Origin of the sequence: Aeromicrobium phragmitis (genome assembly GCF_003674095.1) — a bacterium.
Taxonomy (GTDB): Bacteria; Actinomycetota; Actinomycetes; order Propionibacteriales; family Nocardioidaceae; genus Aeromicrobium; species Aeromicrobium phragmitis.
Window position 1 is genome coordinate 56,126 of record NZ_RDBF01000007.1, and the last position, 19,064, is coordinate 75,189.

25 protein-coding genes are annotated in these 19,064 nt (G+C 69.3%); 20 read left to right on the forward strand and 5 right to left on the reverse strand.

Annotated features, from left to right (window positions below):
• Positions 1–57: 57 nt before the first annotated feature.
• The 5 genes from D9V41_RS10530 (at position 58) to D9V41_RS10550 (ending at position 3,734) form a co-directional block, all read left to right on the forward strand.
• On the forward strand, positions 58–987 hold the full coding sequence (locus D9V41_RS10530) for an NADP-dependent oxidoreductase (RefSeq protein WP_121794521.1): 930 nt from the start codon (positions 58–60) through the stop codon (positions 985–987).
• A gap of 2 nt (positions 988–989) precedes the next feature.
• On the forward strand, positions 990–1,958 hold the full coding sequence (locus D9V41_RS10535; protein WP_121794522.1) for a PfkB family carbohydrate kinase: 969 nt from the start codon (positions 990–992) through the stop codon (positions 1,956–1,958).
• 90 nt (positions 1,959–2,048) lie between these two features.
• The gene (locus tag D9V41_RS10540) at positions 2,049–2,324 is read left to right on the forward strand and encodes a hypothetical protein (protein WP_121794523.1); all 276 of its coding nucleotides are present in this window, start codon (positions 2,049–2,051) and stop codon (positions 2,322–2,324) included.
• 37 nt (positions 2,325–2,361) lie between these two features.
• Positions 2,362–2,898, forward strand: a complete 537-nt coding sequence (locus D9V41_RS10545) for a putative glycolipid-binding domain-containing protein (protein WP_121794524.1) — start codon at positions 2,362–2,364, stop codon at positions 2,896–2,898.
• Positions 2,899–3,026: 128 nt separating this feature from the next.
• Entirely contained in the window at positions 3,027–3,734 is a 708-nt protein-coding gene (locus D9V41_RS10550; RefSeq protein WP_121794525.1) for a hemerythrin domain-containing protein, read from the forward strand.
• Between the two features lie 58 nt (positions 3,735–3,792).
• Here the strand turns inward: D9V41_RS10550 and D9V41_RS17815 are convergent, their stop codons facing one another.
• Together D9V41_RS17815 and D9V41_RS10555 are read right to left on the reverse strand one after the other, a co-directional pair.
• Positions 3,793–3,960, reverse strand: coding sequence for a hypothetical protein (locus tag D9V41_RS17815; RefSeq protein ID WP_166375999.1), 168 nt, complete (start codon positions 3,958–3,960; stop codon positions 3,793–3,795).
• Positions 3,957–4,820, reverse strand: coding sequence for a manganese catalase (locus tag D9V41_RS10555; protein ID WP_121794636.1), 864 nt, complete (start codon positions 4,818–4,820; stop codon positions 3,957–3,959). Before D9V41_RS10555 ends, D9V41_RS17815 begins: the two co-directional genes overlap by 4 nt.
• Before the next feature lie 148 nt (positions 4,821–4,968).
• Between D9V41_RS10555 and D9V41_RS10560 the strand changes: the two genes are divergently transcribed.
• The gene (locus D9V41_RS10560; RefSeq protein ID WP_133434169.1) at positions 4,969–5,151 is read left to right on the forward strand and encodes a hypothetical protein; all 183 of its coding nucleotides are present in this window, start codon (positions 4,969–4,971) and stop codon (positions 5,149–5,151) included.
• A gap of 54 nt (positions 5,152–5,205) precedes the next feature.
• A complete protein-coding gene (locus tag D9V41_RS10565; protein WP_121794527.1) occupies positions 5,206–5,553 on the forward strand; it encodes a DUF1622 domain-containing protein in 348 nt (115 codons plus the stop codon).
• Between the two features lie 231 nt (positions 5,554–5,784).
• Here D9V41_RS10565 and D9V41_RS10570 read toward each other — a convergent pair whose 3' ends face one another.
• Complete coding sequence (locus D9V41_RS10570; protein ID WP_121794528.1) at positions 5,785–6,558, reverse strand: sulfite exporter TauE/SafE family protein; 774 nt, start codon at positions 6,556–6,558, stop codon at positions 5,785–5,787.
• A 116-nt stretch (positions 6,559–6,674) separates the two neighbouring features.
• Between D9V41_RS10570 and putP the strand changes: the two genes are divergently transcribed.
• On the forward strand, positions 6,675–8,174 hold the full coding sequence (gene putP / locus D9V41_RS10575; protein WP_121794529.1) for a sodium/proline symporter PutP: 1,500 nt from the start codon (positions 6,675–6,677) through the stop codon (positions 8,172–8,174).
• A gap of 23 nt (positions 8,175–8,197) precedes the next feature.
• Here the strand turns inward: putP and D9V41_RS10580 are convergent, their stop codons facing one another.
• Complete coding sequence (locus D9V41_RS10580; protein WP_121794530.1) at positions 8,198–8,566, reverse strand: RNA-binding S4 domain-containing protein; 369 nt, start codon at positions 8,564–8,566, stop codon at positions 8,198–8,200.
• 31 nt (positions 8,567–8,597) lie between these two features.
• Between D9V41_RS10580 and D9V41_RS10585 the strand changes: the two genes are divergently transcribed.
• The gene (locus D9V41_RS10585) at positions 8,598–8,828 is read left to right on the forward strand and encodes an RNA-binding S4 domain-containing protein (protein ID WP_121794531.1); all 231 of its coding nucleotides are present in this window, start codon (positions 8,598–8,600) and stop codon (positions 8,826–8,828) included.
• Positions 8,829–8,840: 12 nt separating this feature from the next.
• Here D9V41_RS10585 and D9V41_RS10590 read toward each other — a convergent pair whose 3' ends face one another.
• A complete protein-coding gene (locus D9V41_RS10590) occupies positions 8,841–9,263 on the reverse strand; it encodes a hypothetical protein (protein ID WP_121794532.1) in 423 nt (140 codons plus the stop codon).
• 178 nt (positions 9,264–9,441) lie between these two features.
• Between D9V41_RS10590 and D9V41_RS10595 the strand changes: the two genes are divergently transcribed.
• From D9V41_RS10595 to D9V41_RS10650, 11 genes are all read left to right on the forward strand, one after another.
• Complete coding sequence (locus D9V41_RS10595) at positions 9,442–10,299, forward strand: pseudouridine synthase (protein WP_208006836.1); 858 nt, start codon at positions 9,442–9,444, stop codon at positions 10,297–10,299.
• A 119-nt stretch (positions 10,300–10,418) separates the two neighbouring features.
• Positions 10,419–10,841, forward strand: a complete 423-nt coding sequence (locus D9V41_RS10600) for a YciI family protein (protein ID WP_121794533.1) — start codon at positions 10,419–10,421, stop codon at positions 10,839–10,841.
• Positions 10,814–12,067 (forward strand): RNA polymerase sigma factor, encoded by a 1,254-nt coding sequence (locus D9V41_RS10605; protein WP_243697234.1) that lies wholly within the window; start codon positions 10,814–10,816, stop codon positions 12,065–12,067. Before D9V41_RS10600 ends, D9V41_RS10605 begins: the two co-directional genes overlap by 28 nt.
• Positions 12,068–12,105: 38 nt before the next feature.
• Positions 12,106–12,738: a class I SAM-dependent methyltransferase gene (locus D9V41_RS10610; protein WP_121794535.1), complete on the forward strand. Its 633-nt coding sequence runs from the start codon at positions 12,106–12,108 to the stop codon at positions 12,736–12,738.
• Complete coding sequence (locus tag D9V41_RS10615; protein WP_121794536.1) at positions 12,738–13,580, forward strand: DUF72 domain-containing protein; 843 nt, start codon at positions 12,738–12,740, stop codon at positions 13,578–13,580. Before D9V41_RS10610 ends, D9V41_RS10615 begins: the two co-directional genes overlap by 1 nt.
• Before the next feature lie 45 nt (positions 13,581–13,625).
• A complete protein-coding gene (locus D9V41_RS10620) occupies positions 13,626–14,738 on the forward strand; it encodes a baeRF2 domain-containing protein (RefSeq protein ID WP_121794537.1) in 1,113 nt (370 codons plus the stop codon).
• Positions 14,735–15,067 (forward strand): DUF8129 domain-containing protein, encoded by a 333-nt coding sequence (locus D9V41_RS10625; protein ID WP_121794538.1) that lies wholly within the window; start codon positions 14,735–14,737, stop codon positions 15,065–15,067. The genes D9V41_RS10620 and D9V41_RS10625 overlap by 4 nt, the downstream gene beginning before the upstream one ends.
• A 251-nt stretch (positions 15,068–15,318) precedes the next feature.
• Positions 15,319–15,630 (forward strand): MTH1187 family thiamine-binding protein, encoded by a 312-nt coding sequence (locus D9V41_RS10635; RefSeq protein WP_121794540.1) that lies wholly within the window; start codon positions 15,319–15,321, stop codon positions 15,628–15,630.
• Positions 15,627–16,397: an inositol monophosphatase family protein gene (locus D9V41_RS10640; RefSeq protein WP_243697235.1), complete on the forward strand. Its 771-nt coding sequence runs from the start codon at positions 15,627–15,629 to the stop codon at positions 16,395–16,397. The genes D9V41_RS10635 and D9V41_RS10640 overlap by 4 nt, the downstream gene beginning before the upstream one ends.
• Positions 16,398–16,528: 131 nt before the next feature.
• Entirely contained in the window at positions 16,529–18,367 is a 1,839-nt protein-coding gene (locus D9V41_RS10645; protein WP_121794541.1) for a phosphoenolpyruvate carboxykinase (GTP), read from the forward strand.
• 69 nt (positions 18,368–18,436) lie between these two features.
• Positions 18,437–18,865: an NUDIX hydrolase gene (locus D9V41_RS10650; protein WP_208006831.1), complete on the forward strand. Its 429-nt coding sequence runs from the start codon at positions 18,437–18,439 to the stop codon at positions 18,863–18,865.
• Positions 18,866–19,064: the final 199 nt, after the last annotated feature.

The following is a 19,064-nucleotide window of genomic DNA, read 5'->3' on the forward strand; positions in this document are numbered from 1 at the left end:
GCTGTGCCCCCGATCGGGCCGTCTGCAACGTCGCCCGGGCTGACCTAGCGTGGAGACATGCGTGCCATCGGAGTGACAGAGCCCGGAGGACCCGAGCAGTTGCAGGTGCTCGACGTGCCCGAACGCGAACCCGGACCAGGCGAGGTGCGGATCGCAGTGCACGCGGCTGCGGTGAATCCCACGGACGTCGGTCTTCGTGAGGGGAAGGGCATTCCCGACGGGCTCGAACCGCCGCACATCCCCGGGATGGACGCGGCCGGGGTCATCGACGCGATCGGATCGGGCGTCGAACTGTCCGTGGGAGACCGTGTCGCGGCCGTGGTGAACCCGAGGCGGCCGGAGGGCGGCGCCTACGCCGAACGGATCGTCGTTCCGCAGTCGGGTGTCGCGCTGGTGCCCGACGATCTCGACCTCACCGCCGCGGCGACCGTCCCGCTCAACGGTCTGACCGCACTGCGCGCGCTCGACCTCCTCGAGCTGCCGCACGCCGGGACCCTCGCCATCACCGGAGCCGCCGGCGGGGTCGGCGGCTACGCCGTGCAGCTTGCAACGGCACGCGGCTATCACGTCGTTGCGGACGCCAAGCCCGAGGACGAGGACCTGGTGCGAAGCCTCGGCGCAGACACGGTGCTGCCCCGCGGCGACGGGTTCGCCGATGCCGTCCGCGAGGCGGAGCCCGGTGGGGTCGACGGACTCCTCGATGCCGCCCTGCTTGGCCGCGCCGCGCTCGGCGCCGTTCGCGACGGCGGAGCGATCGCTGCGGTGCGCCCATTCGAGGGGGAGGCCGATCGTGGGATCCGGATCGGGCTCGTGCAGCCGAAGGACTATCTGGAGCACGGGGACCGGCTGGCCGAACTCTTGACCATGGCGGTCGACGGTGAACTGACGCCCCGCATCGCGGACACGCTTCCGGCCACCCAAGCCGCCGAAGCCCAGCAGCGCCTCGCCGCCGGCGGGGTGCGCGGTCGCCTCGTGCTGTCGTTGTGACCGTGGCCACGCCGACGAGACCACGGGCCGTCGTGCTCGGCCAGATCGGGCGCGACCTGGTGCTCGTGCTCGACGAGCTGCCTCCCGGGGGTGGAGCGGCACCCGTGCGCGAACGGCACGAGTGGTTGGGCGGCAAAGGCGCGAACCAGGCGCTGGCCTGTCGCCAACTCGGGGCCGACGCCGCACTGATCGGTGCCGTGGCAGATGACGACGCAGGACAGGCCGCCCTGGAGCAGGCACAGCACGACGGCCTCGACGTGACCGGCGTGGTGCGTCGCAGTAACGCGAGGACCGCGTTGCTCATCGATGTCGTCGCGCCGCCCGGCACCCGGCGCCTGCTGGAGGACATCGGTCCAGATGTCACGCTCACGCCTGCCGACGTGGCGGCGGTGCACGGTCTCATCGCCGGGGCCGACGTGATGGTGCTGCAACTGCAGCAGCCGGCCGACGCCCTGCTCGCCGCCATCGAGGTCGTCGAGGGGACCGATGTGCTCCTGGTCGCTGACGGCGCTCCCCCCGACGAGCAGGTGCGCGAAGCCCTGCTGCGTGCCGGTGCCGTACTCCGTGCCGACCAGCGCGAAGCTGCTCTCCTCACCGGACGGGAGCTGGCCGGCGCACCGGACACCCTCGTCGCGGCCGAGGACCTGGTGCGCCGTGGTGCCCGCGCCGTCGCCCTCTCGGCCGGTGCCGACGGTGACGTGGTCGCCTGGTCCGGCGGCCACGTCGTCACGCCACTGCTGGGCGAGCATCCCGTCGACCCCACCGGTGCCGGCGACGCGGCGACCGCCGCACTGGCGGTTGCGCTGAGCACGGGCGAGAGTCCAGAGCGGGCGGCATGGTGGGCGGCGGCCGCCGCGGCCCATAGCGTCGTGCAGGCAGGCGGGCGTGCTCGCCTTGACGCACGCGAGGTTCGGCGGGCTGCCGAGGAGGCTGAATCCGCCTCGGTGGCGAGCCTTCGCAGGAGGTCGTAGCGTGGAAAACGAGGCCGCTGGCGCTACCGGAACGGCGGTCTGGCTCGCGCAGCCCCGACGTTTCCGATCGATGAGAAGGGATGCACGCGTATGACGTCGCAGAGCACCACCACCGATCACGACGAGATCCGCCGCTGGGTCGAGGCGCACGACGGCACACCTGCGAGCGTCCGGTCCACCGAATCCGGCGACGATCCCGGCGTGCTGCGCATCGACTTCCCCGGAGGTGCCGGCGAGGACGACCTCGAGCACATCAGCTGGGGTCAGTGGTTCGACAAGTTCGAGGAGAACAACCTCGCGTTCCTGTACCAGGAGCAGAAGTCCGACGGCAGCGACAGCACGTTCTTCAAGCTCGTCAGTCGCTGACCACTCCTGATAGCGAAGTGGCAAAGGGGGAGGCGTGATGCGTCGACGCGACGTTGCCTGGTCCGGCGTCGACGCCGACAGCCATGAGATCTGCCGGCTCGAGGTTTCCGACAGTGGAGTCGTCGCGTCGGGGTCCATCAGCGGGCCGTCCGTCTCCTGCACCTACTCGGTGACGACGACTCCCGACTGGCAGTTCCGGTCGCTGACGTTGAACAGTCACGAACGGGAACTGCAGGTCGACTTCGACGGTGTGCGGTGGTGCGTCAATCACGAGGAACGGTCCGATCTCGCCGACGCAACGGAAGTCGATCTGTCCGTGAGTCCCTTCAGCAACACCCTGCCGATCCGGCGCCTGGCCCTCGCGCCGGGTGACCGGGCAGACATCCTCACCGCTTATGTGACCGTCCCTGACCTCGTGGTGACGACGGATCCGCAGAGGTACACGCGCCTCAGCGAGGATGAATATCTCTACGAATCACGCGACAGCGACTTCAGCCGGACCATCAGCGTGGACGCGGACGGCCTCGTCGTCACCTACCCGGGGCTCTTTCAGCAAGAGGCGACGTCGATCTGAGCCCGCCATGCTCGCGCGAGGTGGTGTCGGCGGGTTGAGCGGCACCACGCGTCAACGATGGACGCCGCGATTCGGTTCTCCTGGGCATGGGCAATGGCAGCCCACGAGTCCCGATCCGAGGAGAAGACATGACGTCCCTGGCCGACCAGACCACCGAGGAGCTCGGCGGGCGGCTCAGTGTGCTGTGGCGACAGAAGAGCGACCACATCGAGCTCGACCGGCTGTTGAAGGAGCTCGACGCCGCCACGACTCGCGAGGAGGAAGACCGTGTGCTGCAGCGGATCTACCGTCTGGTGTTTCCGCACGCCTTCGCCGAGGAGACGGTGCTGTGGCCGGTCATCCGGCGTCTGCTGCCCGAGGGAGAAGCGCTGACGTTGGAGGTGGAGCAGGAGCACCAGGAGGTCAACGAGCTGGTCCGGAGTCTGGAGGACGAGAAGGAGCCTTCGGCGGATCGCGCGCTGCGGATCGAGCGGCTGGCGGCGGTGCTGCGCGAGGACGTGCGCGACGAGGAGGACGAGTTGCTGCCGCGGCTGCAGGAGAAGCTCAGCGTGCCGCAGCTGCGCGCATTGGGCGTTGCCTGGGAGGCGGTCCGGCGGATCTCTCCCACGCGGGCCCATCCGGTCGTGGCTCGCCGTCCTCCGGGCAATGTCTTGTCCTCACTGCCGCTGTCGGCGGTCGACCGACTTCGCGACGGAGCCGACGTCCTCGCTCGCGGCGACGTCGCGCCGCACCTGGTCGAGCCGGCGCAGCGGGGACTCACCCGAGCGGCGCGCCGCCTCGAAGGGGTGGGCCCGTTCCGCCGCGGTGAGCACCCCTCGACGCACTCTGGGGACTGAGCGCCGACACGGACGAGGGCGGCCAGCTGTCACAGCCCGACCGCCCTCGTCGCGTGTCTCATGTCGTCGCATACCGCCTCCGACGCACGACCTGCAGCGCATGCGAACGATGAATGCCACAGAACGCCGCGAACGGCGCCAGCACCACCCCCAGCCCGCCACTGACGAGCAGGACGGCGGCCAACGCGAACCACACCGCCAGGTACGACCACTCTGTCGCGGTCATGACAGCGCGTCCTTCGCCTTGTCGACGAGGCCCTTGGTCTCCGTCAGCGGGTTGGTGCCGTAGAGACGGGGATCGCCGGGCGCGAGCTCGCGGGCTTCGCCGGTCGCCTGAATCAACGCGGAGCGGAAGTCGCCGCCGCCGTCGGGCGCGGGGCCGTTCGCCCACCGGCCCTCGGTCGCCGCTTCACCATCGGACGCCTGGATGAAGGTTCGAGCGAACTCGCCGAACTCCTCCTCCAGGGGGAACGCCTCGGGCACCGGGACGTTGTCGAGTCCGTCGGCCTTCAGCTCCTCGATCGCCGACAGCCACTGCATCTGGTGCATGTGATCACGCGTGATGAGGAAACGGATCAGATCCTTCATCCCGGGGTCGTCGGTCATGTGGAACAGCCGCGACACCTGCAACCGTCCCTGCATCTCCGCGGTGACGTTGAGGTGGAAGTCGGCCATCAGGTTGCCGCTGGCGGTGATGTAGGCGCCCGACCACGGGATGCCGTTGCTGTCGTGCGGATAGGCACCGCCGCCGTTCACGATGGTGTGCTGCGGGTTCTGCAGCCCGAACTCCGACGACTGGGTCGACCCGGTCGTGTCGTCGGGGGCCATGGGAGGTGCCTTGTCGAGCAGTTGGTCGATCGCCGTGACGATCATCTCGACGTGCCCGAGCTCCTCGGTGCCGATCGCCATCAGCATGTCGCGGTACTTGCCGGGCAGGCGCGCGTTCCAGCCTTGGTACAAGTACTGCATCGCTACGGTCATTTCCCCCCACTTGCCGCCGAGCACCTCTTGGAACCGGCGCGCGAACGCGGGATCGGGAGCGTGGGCTTTGACGTCGAACTGCGGGGCCTTCTGGTGAGTGAACATCTGCATCCTCTTCCTTGTCGGGTGCGCGAGGTTCCCCCGAGCCTGAGGACGTCCTCGCACGTGTTGGGACGCCTGTACCCGATTGGGTGCGCAGCTAATCACCGATCTCGACCGGTTCATCGGCGCGAGATCGGGGTACCGACCCGACATGACTTCTGCACCGCACGAGCACGACGACGGCAAGGACCAGGACAGCGGCGACGGTCGCCAGCCCGCCAACCAAGGGCCGGTTCCGCCGGAGCCTGAAGAGATGCCCGACACCGGCGAGGGGACGCTCGCGCCGGAGATGGGGGACGGGGACGTCGAAGAGGAGCGCGGCCACCACGGCTGACTCTCGGCGGGCTGATCGGTACCGAGGCCGCACCAGACAGGAGACGAGCCGCGGATGGAGTTTCAGGAACTGGTCGAGACCGCCGGGCGGGCCGTCGATCTCGCCGGCGTCGGCGCCGTGCTGGGCGGGGCGGTCCTCGCCACCGCGCTCGCGGTCGCTCGTCTCGTCCGTCGCGAACCGGGCACGTACCGGCGTTTCCGGCGGTTCCTGGGACGTTCGATCCTGCTGGGGCTCGAGCTCCTGGTCGCGGCCGACATCATCCGCACCGTCGCCGTCACGCCGACGCTGGAAAGTGTGGCCGTCCTCGCCGGGATCGTGCTCATCCGAACGTTCTTGAGCTGGTCGCTGGAGCTGGAGATCACCGGCCACTGGCCGTGGCAGAAGGGCGCCGCTACGGACTGACGTCCTCGGTCAGCAACCAGGTGTCCTTGATCCCGCCGCCCTGCGAGGAGTTGAGCTAGTAGGAGATCAGCTCCGGAACATGGCGGTACATCGCCTTGTCGTCGCCACGCCCGTGCCCGGCGGGTTGGTGAGCACGACCTCGCGCTGTGCCGCGACGCTGAGAATCACTTCGCCCAGTGCCTCGCCGTCTGGGCCACCAGCTCGGTGAGCTGCTCGTCTAGCTGCGACGGGTCACACGAACAGCATGTTCACGACGGCGACCGTGCCGACCACCACGATGACCGCGCGCAAGGCCGCGGGGGAGAGGCGTCGGCCGAAGCGCGCGCCGAGCACACCGCCGCCAGCGGACCCGAGCGCGATCAGTGCGACGACGATCCAGTCGATCGCGTCCCACGCCACGAGCACGAACACGACGGCAGCGATGCCGTTGACGCCGGTGACCAGGAGGTTCTTCATGGCGTTGATCGACTGCAATGATGCTGCGGTCAACATGCCGAGCATGCCAACCAGCAGAATGCCTTGCGCCGCACCGAAGTAGCCGCCGTAGATCCCGACCACGAACGTCGCGACCGTGACCGCGGCCAGCCGCTTCCCGTGTGCACCGCCGCGCGGCACCCCGCCGTTCCTGCGAGCCGCGCGCCGTTGCACGGCGGGACCAGCGACCACCATGACCAGCCCGAGCACCACCAGCACCGGCACGATCGCCGCGAACGCCTCTGCCGGAAGCGCGAGCAGGAGGGCAGCTCCGGTGATACCGCCGGCGATGGAGGAGGGCAGCAGCCGGCGTAGTAACCGCGGATTGCCTCCGAGCTCGCGCCGATAACCGAACGTTCCCGCAAGGTTGCCGCCCAGCAACCCGATGCTGTTCGACACGTTGGCTGCCAGTGGCGGGTAGCCCAGCAAGAGCAGCACAGGAAACGTCACCAGGGTGCCGGAGCCGACGATGACGTTGATCATCCCGGCCCACACGCCAGCGCCGGCGATCGCCATCCACTCGGTCCACATACGTCCCCCTGACGGGTGACCCTATCGATCGGTCGTGGCAAGCCACCGCTTGGCTCACACCGTGCAGGTGTGCCATTCTGTGCGGGTTTACCCTGGAATTGAGGAAAGGCGATCCCTTGTCCGACCAGACCTACCAGCTCGCGGCGCTCGTGATCTACTTCGCCGCCATGTTGGCGATCGGCTACTACGCCTACCGGCGTACGTCCAGCCACGAGGATTACATGCTCGCCGGCCGCAACCTGCCCTCGTGGGCGGCGGCCCTGAGCGCCGGCGCCTCCGACATGTCCGGCTGGCTCATGATGGGCCTACCGGGCGCCATCTACGTCGCCGGCCTCATCGAATCGTGGATCGCGATCGGCCTGACGATCGGCGCTTACCTGAACTGGCGCTTCGTCGCCCCCCGGCTGCGCGCCTACACCGAGGTCTCGCGGAACTCGATCACCATCCCGAGCTTCCTCGAGAACCGGCTGCGTGACTCCTCGCGCCTGCTGCGCGTGGCCTCGGGGATCGTCATCCTCGTGTTCTTCACCTTCTACGTGTCCTCGGGCATGGTCGCCGGGGGTGTGTTTTTCGAGAGCTCCTTCGATTCCAGCTACCTGTTCGGCATGGGCCTCGTCGCCGGGATCACCTTGCTGTACACCCTGTTCGGCGGGTTCCTCGGCGCATCGCTGACCGACGTCGTGCAGGGGGTCATGATGATGATCGCCCTCATCGTCGTCCCGGTCATGGCAGTCATCGCCCTCGGCGGTCCGGGCGAGGCGATCAGCGCCGTGCGCGAGCTCGAGCCGGGCCATCTGTCCTTCGCCGGAGGCACCGCGCTCACCACGACGGCCGTCGTCGGCATCATCTCGGCACTCGGTTGGGGTCTGGGCTACTTCGGCCAACCGCACATCATCGTGCGCTTCATGGCGTTGCGTAACCCGTCCGCCGCCACCGCGGCGCGCCGCATCGGCATGGGCTGGATGATCGTCTCGATGATCGGTGCCGTGATCGGCGGTCTGGTCGGCCTCGCGTACTTCGCCGAAGCCGGAAACGACGTCGGCGATCCGGAGACCGTCATCTTGACGATGGCGCAGCTGCTGCTCCACCCGGTCGTGGCCGGATTCGTTCTGGCGGCCGTCCTGGCGGCGGTGATGAGCACGATCTCCAGCCAGCTGATCGTGTCGTCGTCGGCGCTCGTCGAGGACCTGTACAAGGTCGTCGGCAAGTCCGCGCCCTCCTCGCGCGTCCTGGTGACGCTCGGTCGGGTGTGTGTGCTGGTGGTGGCCGTGGTCGCCGCGTTGCTCGCCCTCGATCCCGACGGAACCATCCTCAGCCTGGTCGGTTTCGCCTGGGCCGGATTCGGCGCATCGTTCGGCCCGATCATCCTGCTGAGCCTGTTCTGGCGCAAGCTCACCAACTGGGGTGCGCTGGCCGGCCTCGTGACCGGCGCGCTCACGGTGTTCGCGTGGGACGCCTGGGGGACCGACCTCTACGAGATCATCCCGGGCTTCCTCGTCAATCTCGTCGTCGCGGTCGTCGTCAGCCTCCTGACCTACCGCCGCGATGAGGAGATCGAGCAGGAGTTCGCCGACGCCGTGAAACTCGTTCAGGTCCGCGAGACGACGGCCTCCTGATTCGCCGGTCGCCCTCGCCCGTCTCAGTAGCCACGGAGGCGGTCGAGGGCCCGGCGGTCCTTCTTGGTCGGACGACCGGCGCCGCGATCACGTTGCGGCATCGCGAGGCGGTACTCACGCGGCGGCGGAGGCGGGGAGTGGTCCTCGTAGCACTCGCGCGCGACGGCCGCACCGACTCTGCGGTTGAGCAGCTTGGTCACGACGGCGACGCGTTCGCCCGAGGGTGCGGTGACCTCCACCTTGTCGCCCACGTGCACCGGCTGCGCCGGCTTGGCGCGCCGGCCGTTGACGTGCACCTTGCCGCCCTTGCACGCCGTCGCGGCAGCGTTGCGGCTGGGATAGAGCCGCACGGCCCACACCCAGACGTCGACTCGCACGCTGCTCGGTTCCACGCATCGAGGTTACCGCTGGCACAGTGGGGTCATGCCTGAAGACATCGAGGACGTGGTCATCAGTTCGGACGTGATCCGCCTCGGCCAGCTGTTGAAGTACGTCGGCGTCGCGGAGTCCGGCGCGCAGGCGGGGTCGTTGATCGCCGCGGGGGACGTGCGGGTCAACGGTGACGTCGAGACGCGCCGCGGGCGCCAGCTCGTCCGCGGCGACGTCATCGAGGTCGCCGTCCCCAGCGGCGCCTCCCGCCTCCGCATCGCCTGACCGGCGCGGCGGTCAGGACAGTCGTTCGCGCCATGCCGGAAGATCGTTCACGACGAACGCCGCCGCGTCGCCCATCCCGTTGTCGTCCCACGTCACCACGAGCAGTTCGCGGTTCGACGTGCGCCCCATGAAATGCCGGTCCGCGGTGACCGAGGTGATCGCGGACCGCTCGATCCGCACCTCCCGCTCGGGCATCAGTTGGACGAAGACGAGCGTGTCCGGTCCGAGGCCCAGCATCCCCGGTCCGGGTCGCTGATCGCGTCGGTCCGCCGCCCATCCGAACAAGGTGGCGGGATCGGACTCGCGGGTGCCGGCCGCTCCGAGTCGCGACCGCAGTCGTCGCCGCATCCGCAGCACCCGGGCCGCGCCGACGAGGAGCGCGAGCACCACGAGGGCTCCGAGGACGGCGAGCACGATCAGCACGATGTCGAGCATGCGGACATCCTGCCGTACCCCCGGCTCGTCGAGGATGCCGACGGGATCGGAGATGGCGACGTTCGCGTACGATTCCCGCGTGCCGCCCCGCTCTCCGCTTCCGCCGCGTCATGGGCTCGGCGCCGCCTGGGTCCGCACGCCCGACCGCGACAAGAACCGCCCCGCGCCGTGGCCGACGATGGGGGCGTGGCTGCGCGACAAACTCCCGGCGCACGTCGACGTAGCGGCGATGCTCCGGGAGCAGCGGTTCGTGTATGACAGCGGGCGGCCGGTGCGCGAGGACGACGCCTACCTGCCGCACACGTTCGTGTGGTTCCATCGCGAGCTGCGCGAGGAGCCCGACGTCCCCGGCGCCATCCACGTGGTCCACCGCGACGAGCGGATCGTGATCGTCGACAAGCCGCCGTTCCTGTCCTCGATTCCGCGCGGTCGGCACGTGCGCCAGAGCGTCGTGGTGCGCCTGCGCGAGGAGCTCGGCCTGCCCGAGCTGTCGCCGGTGCACCGTCTGGACCGGGTCACCTCGGGGCTGTTGATGCTCGCGGTCGAGCGGCGGTGGCGCGGCCCGTACCAGTCGCTGTTCCACGCCCGGCGGGTGAGCAAGGTCTACCGGGCGCTCGCTCCGGTGCGTGACGACCTCGCGTTGCCCGTGACCGTGCGCAACCACGTGCGGAAGGAACGAGGGCGCTGGCAGGCGGAAGTCGTCGAGGACGCGCCGGTCAACGCCGAGACCGTGGTGGAGCTCGAGTCGCGGCACGGGCGTTACGGGGTCTACCGGCTCAGCCCGTCCACCGGACGCACGCATCAACTGCGGCTCCACCTGCACGGACTCGGCATCCCCATCGTCGGGGACCCCCTCTATCCGGTGATGCTCGACGTCGCCATCGACGACTTCACCTCGCCGCTGCAGCTTCTCGCCAGTGAGCTGGCGTTCGACGATCCCGTCGACAGCATCCGCAGGCACTTCCGGTCCCGCCGATCGTTGCCGCTGGAGACCGAACCGACCTCGCTCGGTGCTGGCCGATCCGGCCTCTCGTGACATAGGTTCGGCCCCACCGAAAAAAGTCCCCGCACGGTGTCGATCGCGCGCTCTGCCGTTCGACGTCCAGGTAGAGAGAGGACGCAATGGGCGACCTCCCCACCGGAAGGAACCACCCCATGAAGTACATGCTGATCATGCGCACCACCGACGCCGCGGCCGACGCCGCCCACGACGTGGACTTCGAAGAGATCATCAACGCGATGGGCCGCTACAACGAGTCCATGATCAACGCCGGCGTCCTGCTGGCCGGCGAGGGGCTCAGCGACGCCTCCGAGGGCGCGGTCGTCGACTTCTCCGGCGACCAGCCGATCGTCACCGACGGTCCGTACGGCGAGACCCACGAGCTGTTCAACGGATTCTGGATCGTGCAGGTCGCGAGCAAGGAGGAGGCCGTCGAATGGGCGAGCCGCGCACCGCTCGGCCCGGGCAGCAAGATCGAGGTGCGCCGGGTGACCGACGAGAGCGACTTCGAGGACTACGCCGGCAACGAGTACCTCGAGAAGGAGAAAGGTTGGCGCGAGCAGCTCGGCACGCCGTGAACGCCGATCTCCAGCGCTCGATCGACGTCATCTGGCGCATCGAGGGGGCGCGAGTCGTCGCGACTCTCGCCCGCATGGTCGGCGACGTCGGTCTCGCCGAGGACCTGGCTCAGGACGCCGTGGCTGACGCGTTGGAGCAGTGGCCCGAGTCAGGCGTCCCGCGAAACGCGGGCGCCTGGCTCACCGCCGTCGCCAAGCGCAAGGCGATCGACGCGTGGCGCCGCCGGGAGCGCCTCGACGAGCGCTACCGCGCCATCGCCCACGATCTCGACGTCGTCGTCGACGACGCGTGGGAGCCGATCGCCGATGACGTGCTCAAACTCGTGTTCGCGGCGTGCCATCCGGTCCTGAGTCGAGAGGCGCAGGTGGCCCTGACGCTACGGGTGGTGGGTGGCTTGACGAGCGAGGAGATCGCCCGGATGTTCCTCGTGCCGGTCACGACGATGCAGCAGCGCATCGTCCGGGCGAAGAAGACCCTCACCGCCGCGCGCGTGCCGTTCGAGATCCCCGAGCCGCGGGAGTGGCCGGAGCGCATGGCCGCGGTCCTGAGCGTGATCTACCTCGTGTTCACCGAGGGCTATTCGGCCACGTCCGGTGACCGGTGGATCCGGCCCGACGTTGCCGCCGAGGCGCTTCGGCTGGGTCGCATGGTGGCGGCACTGGCACCGCGCGAGCCTGAAGCCCACGGACTCGTGGCCCTCATGGAGTTGCAGGCCTCTCGCTTTCCGGCGCGCCTCGGCACGCAGGGGCGGCCGATCCTGCTGGGCGACCAGGATCGGACACGCTGGGACCGCGCTCAGATCACCCGCGGCCTGGACGCGCTCCACCGCGCTGACGCGATCGGCCGGGGGCGCGGGCCGTACGCCTTGCAAGCGGCCATCGCCGCATGCCATGCCGTCGCGCCGAGCGTCGCGAAGACGGACTGGGAACAGATCGTGACCTTGTACGAGGCGCTGGACCGGCTCGCCGGCAATCCGGTGGTCACCCTCAACCGCGCGGTCGCCGTCTCGATGGCGTCCGGCCCTGACGCGGCTCTGGCGATCGTCGACGGGCTCGCCGACGAAGGACGTCTGCGGAACTCGCACCTGGTGCCGAGCGTCCGCGGCGAACTCCTCCTGCAGCTCGGCCGGATCGACGAGGCCCGCGACGAGCTGCGGCGCGCAATCGACCGCGTCGGCAACGATCGGCAGCGTGACGTGCTGATGGAGAAGCTCGCGCAGTTGTGACGTCCGCGCGGTCCCAGGACTGCTGGCAGACTGAGCCTATGAACGGAGCCGGTGACGCGCGCGAGTTCTGGGAGTCCCGCTACCGCGAACGGGAGCAGACGTGGTCGGGTCGGCCCAACCAGTCACTCGTCGATGTCGTCGACGACATGCTGCCGGGCCGCGCCTTGGATCTGGGATGCGGCGAGGGCGGCGACAGCATCTGGCTCGCCGCACAAGGGTGGTCGGTCACCGCGGTCGACGTCTCCCCGACAGCGCTCGAACGCGCACGGCGGGCCGCAACGGACGCCGGCCTCGCGGACAACATCAGCTGGCGCGTGCACGACCTCGCGGCCTGGGAGCCGGAGGGGGAGTTCGACCTCGTCTCGGCATGCTTCCTCCAGTCTCCCGTCGAGTTTCCGCGGTACGAGGTCCTGCGATCGACAGCCGAACGCCTCGCCCCGAACGGCCATCTTCTCGTCGTCGCTCACGCCTCGGCTCCACCCTGGGCTCGCGACCGACACGAGGGCCACGGTCCGCCGCTGCTCAACGCCGAAGAGGAGGTCGCCGCCCTCTCCCTGCCCATCGAGCAGTGGGAGGTCGTCGTGGCGGAGAACCGCCCCCGCCGGGTCACCGGTCCCGACGGGGAGCAGGCCGAGATCCTCGACGCCGTCGTCCTGGTGCGCCGGCGCTGATGCAGGTCCGGATCGGGGTCTCGGGCTGGAGTTATCGGTCCTGGCACGGCGACTACTACCCCTCGTCGGTGCGTCAGCGAGACGAACTCGCCTACCTGGCCGCGCGGCTGTCGACGGCGGAGGTCAACGCCAGCTTCTACCGGCTCCAGCGGCCGAGCACCTACCAGCGGTGGTACGAGACGGTGAGCGCGGACTTCCGGTTCGCCCTCAAGGGCGGCCGTTACCTGACGCATCTTCGGCGACTGCGCGATCCCCGCCAGCCGCTCGCCAACTTCCTGGGGTCGGGTGTGCTCGCCCTGCGTGATCGGCTCGGGCCGATGTTGTGGCAACTGCCGGCCGACTTCGACCTCACCTCGCCCGACGTGCCCGCCTTCCTCGCCATGCTGCCGCGCACGTATGCGCAGGCGCGCGAGATCGCCCGGGAGCACGGCCCGGCGCTCGCCGCCGCGGACCGTCACTGGTTCGGTGACGGGGAGCACGACGCCCTGCCGCTGCACCACGCCCTGGAGGTGCGGGGGGAGGCGGGGCTCGACCGTCTCCTACCGGTGTTGGCCGAGTACGACGTGGCGCTCGTCGCCTCCGACGGTGCCGGCACCTGGCCGGTGTTCACCGAGCCCACGGCCTCGTTCGCCTACGTCCGCCTCCACGGCCCGGAGGTCCTCTACCACGGCGGTTACGACGACGCGTTGCTCGAGGAATGGGCCGATCGGATCGTGGCCTGGGGACGCGACACCTGGGTCTACTTCGACAACGACGCCGACGGGCGCGCCCCGCATGACGCTGAGCGACTGAGCACGATCCTGCGTGGTCGGTCGGAATGCGTGGTACCCGGAGCCGTGTGAGGCTGGAGGCTCCGAGAACCTCACGACCCAGGAGGTATCGACTCCGTGAAAACCGATGGACTAGCGCCACTGTTCGACGATCCGGGTCCGTTCGCCACGGCCTATGTCGACGTCAGCCGTGACGTGGAGAACCCCAGCAGTGCGGCGGACCAGATCGCTCGCGCGGCGACCGACCGGCTGAGCGACGAGGGAGCCCCCGATGCGTTGCAGCAGTCGATCGCGGACCGGCTGACTCAGCAGACGGGGCTTCCCGCGCCGACCAGTCGCTGCGTGGTGGCCACCGAGAACGGGGGTATTCTGCTCGACGAGGTGACACGCACCGAGCGGACGTCCCCGCACGGGTCCTGGGGCCCGCTGCCCGATCTCCTGCCCTGGATCGCCGACGCCGACGCCACCGTGCCCTTCGTGCTCGCCCTGATCGATCACGAAGGCGGCGACGTGGCGGTGCACCGGTCCGGCGTTCATCGTGCCTCGACGACCACCGAGGCCGGTGGCGAGACGATGTACGAGAACAAGGTGTCCGGTGGCGGCTGGGCCCACCTGAAATGGCAGCACTCGACCGAGAATGTCTGGGAGCGCAACGCGCAGGAGGTGGCCAAGGAGATCCGTCACCACGTGACGCAGGAGGGCATCGATCTGGTGCTGATCGCCGGAGAAGCCGACAGCCGCTCCCAGGTGCGCGAGGCCCTGAGCGACATGCTCGACGTGACGATCATCGACCTCGAGGCCGGCGCTCGTAACGCCGACGGCGGGGACGCCGCGCTCGCCGAAGCGGTCGAGCGGACGTTGGACGAGGTGCTCGGGACTCGTGCGGTCGAGCGGAATGAGGAGCTCGCCGAGCGGTTGGGTCGCGACGACGCCGTCGCGACCGGGTTGAACGACGTCCTCAACGCCTTCGTGTCCGGTCAGGTCGAGCGGCTGCTCGTCGACCCGGACGCGCTGGCCGATGTCGAGGTCGAGCCCCGTCACTATCCGGGGCTCGCGTTCGGCTCGATCACCGACGTCCCCGAGCGGCTGCCGGCCGGACCGGTTCTCGTCGCGGCCGCCACGCTCACGGGCGCCGCAATCGAGGTCGTGCCGCGAACGATGCAGTTCGATGCGCCCGTCAGCGCCTTGCTGCGCTGGAACGCCCCGCCAGCCGAAGGAGTCAACCCGTGACCCACGAAGCACCCCTGCCGGACTACGACGAATTGACGACGTCCGCGATCCAGTCGCAGATCCGTACGCTCGACGCCGAAGCGCTCGACCAGCTGTTGGCGTACGAGCGCGCGCACGCCGACCGCCCGCTCGTCGTGCAGACGATCGAGCACCGTCTCGATGCGCTCCATTCGGGGGAGTCGCCGAGCGGCGGTGATCCCACGGGAGCGGCACCGGGCGCCGGGGAGAGCGTGGATGTGCCGCGGCAGACCGACGGTCATACGGATGCGCCGCCGGTGAATCCGCCGTCGCACGGCGACCCGACGAACCCGGCGCAGCCGCGGGACTAGTCGGTTCCCCAGCCAGTGAGGACGGTCGTGGCGAGCTGGCCCGAGCTGGCGTCCACTCGGGTCAGTTGACGCGAAGGGTCTCGCCGCGCTCTGGCTGTGCGCACGAGTCCGGCGACCTCGGCGGTGGTGCGGTGTTCGCGGTGGTGGCGACGCGAGAAGCGCATGCTTCCCGACCAGTTCGTCATCGTTCGGCTCATCCCCGGCCACCCTAGGGCCGACTCGTGGTCGCCGCAGCGTGATGAGATGGAGGCATGATCGCCGCCTTCAGCATCTCGCCCTTGACCCCCGACGACTCCGGCAGCGTCTCCTCCGCCGTGGCCGAGGCGGTGCGGATCGTCCGCGACTCGGGGCTGCCGTATGAGACGAACGCGATGTTCACGAACCTCGAGGGGGAGTGGGACGAGGTCATGGCCGTGGTCACGCGCTGCGTGGACGCTCTCACGGCGTCCTACCCGCGCGTGAGTCTGGTGCTGAAGGCCGACATCCGACCCGGCTACACCGGGCAGCTGAGCGCGAAGGTCGACCGGGTCAACCGCCTCGTGGCGGGGGAGGGCGACGCGTGAACCACGACGACGTCGACCTCGCCGCGCGCCTCGTGCGCGAAGCGGCCGAGCTCGCCGCGCGGATGCGCGCCGACACTCAGCTGACGATCGCGCAGAAGACGTCGATCTCGGACATCGTGACCTCCGCGGACACGGCCGCGGAACGCCACATCGTCGAGACCTTGGCCGCTGAGCGCCCCGACGACGGCATTCTCGGCGAAGAAGGAGCCCGGCATGAGGGAACCAGCGGTCGCCGGTGGATCGTCGATCCGGTCGACGGCACCTACAACTTCGCCTCGGGCTCCGACTACTGGTGCTCTGCTCTCGCCCTCGTCGACGGCCTCGAACTCGTCCTCGGCGCCGTCGCCCACGCGAGGACGGGCGATGTGTTCGTCGGCGGTCCGCGCCATCCGTCCACCTGCAACGGCGCCCCGCTCGGGCCGATCCCGGATCTTCCGCTCGCCGGGATCAGCGCCGCCACCTACCTGCACCCGCCGCGCATGCGGGAGTCCGTCGTCGCCGAACCCTTCCGTCGCGCGGCACAGCTTCCCGCGACCATCCGGATGCTCGGCTCGGGGTCGATGGATCTCGTCGGCGTGGCGACCGGTCTGCTCGGCTGCTGGTTCCAGCACACCGTCGCCGATTGGGACTGGCTGCCGGGCGCCGCGATCGTCGCCGGAGTCGGTGGTGCCACCCGCCAGCTCGACGTCGGCGGGGTGACCTGGTCCGTCGCGGGACCGCCCACCGCCGTCGAGGAGCTGGCGTCCGCACTGATGGCAGAGGGCTGAGTCTCGGGTCACACGGCCCGCCACATCGGGGCCCGAATGGTCAGGTAGTGTGCCCACCAATGGAACGCCGATCACAGTCCGTACTGGAGGGACTGCGGCGGCGTGTTCGTACGAGAGGACAGAACAGACCGATGGTGGATGTGGACAAGGTCCTGGACGAGGCCGGCCTGACGAACCCCCACGTGCGCGAGTACGTCAAGGAGTGGGCCGCGATCACGACCCCCGACCGGATCGAGGTCGTCAGCGCGGCTGACGATGCCCGGTTGATTCAGGAGTCGCTCGACGCGGGCGAGATCGAGCCCGCCGGTGAGGGTCTGTACTACTCGCGCTCCTACTACAAGGACACCGCGCGCTCCGAGGAGCGCACGATCGTGGCGACGAACAAGCCCTCCGACAAGGGTGCCTACAACAACTGGCGACCCGCCGACGAGATGAAGCCGCTCATGCTCGAGCGCATGAAGGGCGCATCGGCCGGCAAGACCATGTACGTGGTGCCCTACCTCATGGCCCCTCCCGGCTCGCCGCTCGAGGCGTACGCGGCCGGTGTCGAGCTGACCGATCACCGCACGGTCGTCCTCCACATGATCCGCATGGCGCGCGTCGGTGTCGACCTCATCGACAACCTGGCCGACCCCGACAGCTTCGTCCGGGCCGTGCACGTCACCGGTGATCTGCCGAACCTGGGTCAGGGCACGCCCGAGGACGAGCGCTACTTCGTGACCGTGGCCGACGAGCGCACCATCTTGCACTACGGCTCCTCGTACGGCGGCAACGCGCTGCTCGGCAAGATCGCCCACGGTCTGCGCCAGGCCTCGTACGATGGCTGGGCCTCTGGCAAGTTCCTCGCCGAGCAGTTCATGCTCCTGGGCATCACGGACAAGCAGACCGGCAAGAAGTACCACATCTGCGGTGGCTTCCCGAGTGCCTCGGGCAAGACCAACCTCGCCATGACGCTCGCCCCCGACGCGCTCGGCGACCGTTACTACGTCGAGTTCTACGGTGACGACATCGCGTGGCTGTGGGTCGGCGAGGACGGCAAGCTCTACGGCATGAACCCGGAGAACGGCGTCTTCGGCGTGGCCAAGGACACCAACGAGCTCACCAACCCCACTGCTCTGGACTCCATCCAGCCCGGCACGCAGGCGCTGTTCACCAACGTCGCGTACAACGAGAAGACCCACGAGGTGTGGTGGGAGGGCAAAACCAAGAACCCGCCCGAGGACCTCGACGGTTGGCGGGACTGGAAGGGCAGCCTCATCGCCGAGCGCACGCCCGAGGACCAGAACGAACCGTGGGCCCACCCCAACAGCCGGTTCACGACCGCGCTGTCGAACGTGCCGAACGTCGCCGGCGACTACGACGACCCGAAGGGCGTGCCGATCGACGGCATCATCTTCGGCGGCCGCACCCGCGACCGTGAACCTCTCATCCGCGCGATCGACGACATCGCCGAGGGCGTCTACGACGGCCTCACCCTGGGCGCCGAGGCGACCTTCGCCGCCGAGGGTGTCGAGGGCCAGCTGCGCTACGACCCCATGTCGATGCGGCCGTTCATGTCGTACGCGGAGGGTGCGTACGCCGCGCATTGGCTGAAGATCATCGGTCAGGCGACCGAGAAGCCGGTCTTCGCGCACGTCAACTGGTTCCAGCGCGACGCGGAGGACGGCCACTTCCTGTGGCCCGGCTACCGGGAGAACCTGCGTCCGCTGCTGTGGCTCATGCAGTACAAGAACGGCGAGGTCACCGGCCGCAGGACCCCGGTCGGCGTGCTGCCCACGGAGGAGGAGCTCGACCTCAACGGCCTCGACCTCCCGCAGGAGGACCTCGATCGCATCCTGACCATCGACGTCGAGCGTTGGCGTCAGGAGATGGGCTTCCGCGAGGAGCACCTCCAGCAGTTCGAGGGCTTGCCCGAGGAGATCTGGGAGGCTCACCGCCGCGTCGCCAAGGCGCTCGACGACGAGGCCTGATCCGCCGGTCTTGAAGGGGCGGTTCCTGCGATGGCAGGAGCCGCCCCCTCGTCGTTCTAGGATGGGCCGGTGAGTTCTTCGCCGGTCGTCCACGTCGCCGCCGCGATCATTCTCGATGCTGAGGGCCGTGCCCTTATGGTGCGCAAGCACGGGACCGGCACCTTCATGCAGCCGGGTGGCAAGCCCGAGCCGGGGGAGCGGCCCGTCGACACGATCCGGCGCGAACTCGCCGAAGAACTCGAACTCGACCTGTCCGAGGACGACGTGGAGTACCTCGGCGCCTTCGAGTCCGCCGCCGCCAACGAGCCCGGACACCGCGTCCGCGCCGACGCGTTCCGGGTCCGCCCGGTGGCCCCCGCGGTGGAATGTGCCGCCGAGATCGCCGAGCTGCGCTGGATCGGCCCCGCCGACCTCGACATCGTGCCGATCGCTCCCCTCAGCACAGAGTTCCTCCTCCCGCTCGCCTGGGCCCCCGGATCACCGCACGCGGCCGAGTAGCGACGGCCCCCTTGTAGGTGGTCGAGTAGCGGCCGAGGAATGAGGGAGCGTATCGAGACCACGTCGCGCAATGTGGTCTCGATACGGCCTCCGCAGAGCTCCGGCCTACTCGACCAGCTACGTCGCTGGGTGGGGTCTTGGTGGTCGAGTAGTGACCGAGGTACGAGGGAGCGTATCGAGACCACGTCGCGTGAATGTG